Here is a 6,463-nt window from a genome sequence, read left to right as displayed (position 1 = left end):
AGACGTGTGTTGGACGGTCTGCAGCGGGCATCGCGAGGCGAGCGATCGGCCGGCGGTGCCGTGGCCGACGGCGCTCTCTTCGCCGCAGGGTCGGTCGCGATGTTCGTGCCCGGCCTGGTGACCACGGTGATCGGGTTGCTGCTGTTGATCCCGCCGACCAGGTGGCTACTGCGCCCAGCAGTGATGTGGGCCGCCGCGCGCTGGTTGCCACAGGTCGCTACCGCCACCCGGCGCATGCGCCCCACCGTCATCGACGGTGAGATCCTCGACGATCGCGTCGACGACGCCGCGCGAGCATCGAGCGCATCCGGTTCTGCGCCGATACTCGAGGGACAGGTGATCGAGGCCGACCGCTTCGATCCCGCAGCCGGGGATTTCCGGAAGCCACACCGGTAGGGGCAGACTGGTCGTTCGTGACCACCGAATTGTTCTGCGGCGGACGGATCTACAGTCCGATGGCCTCCGACGCCACCGCCATGGCCGTGACCGATGGAATCGTCAGCTGGATCGGTGAGGACCGCACCGGGCGAGCGCTGCATCCAGGAGTCCGCATCACCGACTTGGCGGGCTCCTTCGTGGCACCGGCGTTCGTCGACACTCACGTGCACGTCACCGATCTGGGTCTGTCGCTGATCGGACTCGATCTGTCCGGCTGCACTTCGCTCGAACACTGCCTGCGGGTGCTCGCCGAACACGCATCGTCGTCCTCGGACGCACTGATCTGGGGACACGGCTGGGACGAAACCGGGTGGCCCGAACATCGTGCACCGTCCACAGCCGACCTCGATGCGGCAGCTCCTGGTCGTCCGGTGTACCTCACTCGCATCGATTCGCATTCGGCCGCCGTCTCGACGCCGTTGCGCGTCGCCGCGACCGGTATCGAATCCGTCACCGGCTTCTCGGAGCAGTCCCCGCTCACCGCTGCCGCGCATCACCTCGCGCGGCAGACAGCGCGGTCGATGATCACGCCCGGTACCCGCGCTCTGGCTCGAACAGCTGCGCTCGACAGTGCTGCGGCGCAGGGAATCGTCGCAGTCCACGAATGTGCCGGTCCGATCGTGTCGGGTATCGACGACTTCCGTGAACTGATGGCCACCGAACACGGGGTGGAGGTTCGCGGATACTGGGGCGAGCTGGTCGAGACGGCCGAGCAGGCGCGGCAGCTGCTCGGCGACACCGGTGCCCACGGACTGGCCGGCGACATCTTCGTCGACGGCTCGCTGGGGTCGCGGACCGCGTGGCTGTCGTCGCCCTACGCCGACGGCGCCGGATCTGGCGTCCGGTACGAGGACGTCGATGCGATCGCCGCACACATCTCGGCGTGCACGACCGCCGGGATACAGGCGGGTTTCCACGTCATCGGCGACGCGGCTGTGTCGGCTGCCGTCACAGCGTTCGAGCGGGTGGTGGCCGAGCTCGGAACTCCTGCCGTCGCCGCGTGCGGGCATCGGCTCGAACATCTGGCGATGGTCGCACCCGAACAGGCCGACAAATTGGCCTCGTGGGGCGTCATAGCCAGCATGCAACCGATGTTCGATGCCCTGTGGGGCGGTTCGGACGGGCTGTACTCGGCGCGACTCGGCGCAGGTCGTGCGTCGGCGCTCCATCCGTTCGCGCGCCTGGCGTCGGCGGGGGTGGCGCTCGCATTCGGTTCGGATGCGCCGGTCACCCGACTCGATCCGTGGGCGACGATCAGAGCCGCGGTCAACCACCGCACGCCGGGCAGTGCCATCTCGCCTCGGGCCGCTTTCTCGGCCGGTACCCGCGGAGCGTGGCGTGCGGGCGGAGTCCGAGACGGATTGGCAGGAACGTTGGTGCCGGGAGCGCCCGCGTCCTTCGCGGTGTGGGAGGTCGACGAACTCGTCGTCCGAGCGCCCAAGGACAGCGTGCAACGCTGGTCGACGGACCCCCGTGCGGGGGTGTCCCCGTTGCCCGGTCTCGACCCGTCGTCCACGAGCCCACGGTGCTCGATGACCGTCCATCGCGGGCAGGTCATCCATGAGAACTGAGTCCGCCTCGGGTGTCGGGGCCGGGGCCTCGTCGGCGGGGCGACTACGACGAGCCTCGATGTCCACTGCACTCTCCGTTGCCGGTGGTGCCCTGATATTCGCGAGCTTTCCTCCGCGAACGCTGTGGTTTCTGGCACCGCTCGGGATCGCGCTGCTGGCCCTCGTCCTGACCGGCTTCGGCGGCCGACGTCCGTTGTCGCTGAAAGCGGGATTCGGCTACGGCTGTGCCGCCGGACTCGGATTCTTCGTTCCACTGCTCCCGTGGATCGGTGTCTACGTGGGACCGATGCCCTGGCTGGCGCTCGCCGCCGCCGAGTCCGTCTTCGTCGGCTTGTTCGGAGTGCTCGGTGTGGTCGCAGCACGGAGTGCCTGGTGGCCCGTGTCGATGGCATTGGCCTGGAGCCTGACCGAGTGGCTCAGATCCAGTGTTCCCTTCGGCGGTTTCCCGTGGGGCCGGTTGGCGTTCGGACAACCCGAGGGCTGGCTGCTTCCCTTGGCGAGCATCGGGGGTGCACCGTTGCTCAGTTTCGGTGTGGCACTGACCGGAACCGGAACGGCCGCGCTGCTGGTCGCGGGCAGTCGGCGCGACGGAGTGCGCTCGTTCCTCGGGCCGGTCGCCGCCACGACGGTCGCGTCCATAGCGGCCGTGGCGCTGCTACCCACGCTGCACAGCAACGACGCACCGGAAGGCGACGAACGGACCGTGACGATCGCAGCCGTCCAGGGAAGCGTTCCGCGTCTGGGTCTGGACTTCAACGCACAGCGGCGAGCGGTCCTGGACAATCACGTCCGTGAAACGATGAGTTTGGCCGCCGACGTCGAGGCAGGCAGGCAACCTGCCCCGGATCTCGTCGTGTGGCCCGAGAATGCGTCCGACATAGATCCATTGAGAAATGCCGATGCCGCAACTCTCATCACACAGGCGTCCGTGGCTGTGGGGGCTCCGATTCTCGTCGGGACCGTACTCGTCAATGCCGATGGCACGAACACGAATTCGGTAATTGCGTGGAACGGTACGGACGGGCCCGGTGAGCGGCACGACAAGAAGATAATTCAACCGTTCGGCGAATACTTGCCATTCCGAAGTTTTTTTCGATTGTTCTCGGAATATGCCGACCGAGCGGGTTATTTCGTTCCCGGTAACGGAAACGGAGTTGTCCGCACCGGGGGAATAGCAGCCGGAATAGCGACCTGCTACGAAGTCGCATTCGACCGTGCCCTCGAGGAATCGGTCCGATCGGGCGCGGAGTTCATCGCAATTCCAACCAACAACGCGACCTTCGGCGACACCGAGATGACCTACCAACAACTCGCGATGTCCAGGGTGCGCGCCGTCGAGCACGGAAGAACTGTCGTGGTGGCCGCCACGAGTGGTGTGAGCGCGATCGTGGCACCGGACGGAGAGGTTCTGCAGGATTCGCCACTGTTCACTCCCGACGTGCTGGTTTCCAGTGTTGTACTGCGACAATCCCTCACCGTCGCGACACGACTCGGCTTCGGATCGGAACTGGTGTTGTGTCTGGCAGCAGTCGCAGCCCTCGGCGCGACGCTCGTGGTCGGGCGCCGCCGCTCCGCCTCCTGAAACAATCGTCGAGTCGGTAAACGGCGGGTCGATCAGAACGACAGGTCCGATACGGGTCGGACAATGCTGTGCGACGCGGCGTGAGCAGTCATTCGTTCGACCGAATAGCGCCTGTTCGGGTGGCACTCGGGGTCACTTCTGTAACAGGCTGGAGTCGGCGATCGATGGTTCTTATGATTACTGCACAAAAGAATCCTGCCGATGTTGTATCTTTGAAAGCCGCTGGGATGCTCGACGCGGAATTTCGGGTCGGCTTTCGGCGGTTGGCCGACGGTCTCGTGTGTGTATGTGAGTGCAGCACGAACGCCGACGTGGTCGAACGTGTCGTACGCCTGGTGGGGAGGGGAGTTCATGTCGGACAGGACGTCGAATTCGAGAGTCACCACGCACTCGGTTTGCGAACTCGAGGTTGGTTCTCTTCGGTAGAACCGTACCCTTTCCCTGTTTCAATCCAGTGGGCCGTGCGCGACGAATCGATACGACGGCATATCACCACCGAACGTGTGTGAATCGACACGAACGCAGACCAGAACGGAAGCCAGAATTGCTCAATCGCGCGCACAGGCCGCCGCGGCTCGACAGTCCGAACCGAACCGAGGTCTCCGGGTCCACCGACCCGATGTCGGCCATCGTGACCGTGCCGTCGAAGGGCAAGTGAATGCGCGCAGCAATTTCCGGTGGATCTCAGACGCCCCCGACCGGCCCCGGCTTCGAGAACGGTTTCCCGCTGTCGTCCGCTCAGCGTGGCATGTGGTTCGCTCAGCAGCTTGCCCCTGACGTCCCGGTCTGTATCGCACAATATGTCGACCTTCGCGGCAACCTCGACATCGGCGTTCTGCAAGAGGCCTCGGCTCAGGCCGGACACGAGTTCCAGTCCGCATATCTCCGACTGGCCGAGGTGGACGGCGAACCCGTACAGCTGGTCGATCACTCCATCGACCAGTCGGTGCACTACCTCGATCTGCGTGATGCCGAGGACCCGATGGCGTCGGCGCTGAGGTGGATCGACGAGAACTACGTCAAGCCCGTCGACATGGAACACGACCCCCTCGTCGACAGTTGGATCATTCAGGTCGAGGACGATCGCAACCTCTGGTACAGCAAGATTCACCACGTCGCACTCGACGGCTACGGTGCCATGACTCTCGTCAACCGAACCGCCGCGCTGTACACGGCGGCCGTCGAACACGTCGAGCCTGCTCCCAACAAGGCGGCCGAGCTTCGCCGACTCTACGAGCTCGATCAGGAATACCGGACGTCGTCGCGCTTCGAGTCCGACAAGGCGTACTGGACTGCTCGCGCCGCGGACATCCAGGACGGAGCTTCTCTGTCCAACACGGCCGGTCGCACGATCGCTGCCAGCAAGTTGCGCAGCGTCGCTCTCCCCGAGGACGTCGTCGCCGAGCTCGAGGCGTCCGACGCGAACAAGGGTGGAACCGCGGCTGCGGTGTTCATCGCCGCTTTCGGCTGCTACCTCTCGCGAATGACCGGGCGAGAAGACGTCTCGGTCAACATCCCGGTGTCCGCGCGCACCACCGCGTTGCTTCGCCGATCCGGTGGAATGCTCGTCAACGTCGCCCCCATTTCGATCCACGTGCCCCAGGACGCGACCGTCGGCGAGCTGGTTCAGCAGGTGCAGCTCGAACTGATGGGAGCGCTGCGGCACCAGCGCTTCAGCATCGAGGACATTCGGCGCGAGCTGGCGGCCTCGGGTAGTGACAAGCAGCTGTCCGGCCCGATGGTCAACATGATGCTGTTCCATCAGCAGATCGAACTCGGGTCGATCGTCGGCGAGTTCAACATCGTGACCTCGGGTCCGGTCGAGGACCTCCTGGTCAACGTCTATCAAAGCGGATCTCCGGCCCGGACGTTCGTCGATTTCAGGGCCAACCCCAACCGGTACGACGACGACGACCTCACCGCGCACCACTCGAGCTTCGTCGACATGGTGGAAGCCTTCATCGCGGCCGGGCCCGAGACCGCTGTTCTGGACGTCCATCCGGTCAGCGCACGCGAGGGCCAGCGCCGGCGGCGCGCGGCAGCCCAGCTCGCCTACTGGACCGAACGGCTCGCCGACGCCCCCGATCTCCTCGATCTTCCGACCGACCGCTCGCGCGCCTCGCACATCGGACACGTTCGCGCATCCCACGAGGTGACGATCGGATCCGAAACGTGGTCCGGAGTGACTCGATTGGCGGCAGAACGGTCCACGACGCCGTTCGTGGTTCTCGAATCTGCTCTCGCCGTGCTGCTTTCGCGACTGGCGAACACCGACGACCTGGTGATAGCCGTACCCGCGGGTCACGGAAACACCGTCGCGCTACGAAGCCGACCCGACGTTCGGCAGTCGTTCACCGAACTCGTCGATGCGTCCGCAGCCGACTTCGATGCGGCGATGGCACACGGTGACACGTCGTTCGACGACGTCGTTCAGGCCTTGAATCTGCCTCGAACGGAATCGCACAGCCCCCTCGCTCAGGTTGCGCTCCGGTTCGGTCCGTCCGCACTGCCGCGTGACGGAGTCGGCATGGATCTGGTCGTCACCGTCGACGAGTCCGATTCTGTCACCGTCGTTTTCGATTACGCCACAGAACTGTTCGATGCCGCGAGCACGGCTCAACTCGCCCGTCGCCTCGTCCGCGTTCTCGACACATCGACCAACGAGCCCGATCTGCCGATAGGCGATGTGGATCTGCTGTCCACCGCCGAGCGAGCGCGCCTGGCTCCGGTTCGTGGTCCGCGGTCTGTGGTGGGTGTGGTGTTGCCGGAGTTGTTGGCCGGTGCGGTGGGTGTTGCTGGTGTCGGTGGTGTTGCGGTGGTGTCGGGGTCGCGGTCTGTTTCGTATGGTGAGTTGGATGCGGCGTCGTCGCGG

The 6,463-nt window shown here is 65.2% G+C and carries 4 protein-coding genes; all 4 read left to right on the top strand.

All coding sequences use genetic code 11. From position 1 onward, the window contains the following. Positions 1–396, top strand: a 396-nt coding sequence (locus A2J02_RS12535; RefSeq protein WP_068050487.1) for an FxsA family protein, incomplete at its 5' end; no start/stop codon positions are given. Between the two features lie 59 nt (positions 397–455). Then, entirely contained in the window at positions 456–2,009 is a 1,554-nt protein-coding gene (locus tag A2J02_RS12530) for an amidohydrolase (RefSeq protein ID WP_082898615.1), read from the top strand. A gap of 58 nt (positions 2,010–2,067) precedes the next feature. Beyond that, entirely contained in the window at positions 2,068–3,591 is a 1,524-nt protein-coding gene (gene lnt / locus A2J02_RS12525) for an apolipoprotein N-acyltransferase (RefSeq protein WP_068050485.1), read from the top strand. Between the two features lie 658 nt (positions 3,592–4,249). Beyond that, positions 4,250–6,463, top strand: a 2,214-nt coding sequence (locus A2J02_RS12515; protein ID WP_231893708.1) for a condensation domain-containing protein, incomplete at its 3' end; no start/stop codon positions are given.

Origin of the sequence: Rhodococcus sp. EPR-147 (genome assembly GCF_001647185.1) — a bacterium.
Taxonomy (GTDB): domain Bacteria; phylum Actinomycetota; class Actinomycetes; order Mycobacteriales; family Mycobacteriaceae; genus Rhodococcoides.
The sequence above is the reverse complement of the archived record's forward strand: the minus strand, read 5'-3'. Positions and strand labels throughout refer to the sequence as shown.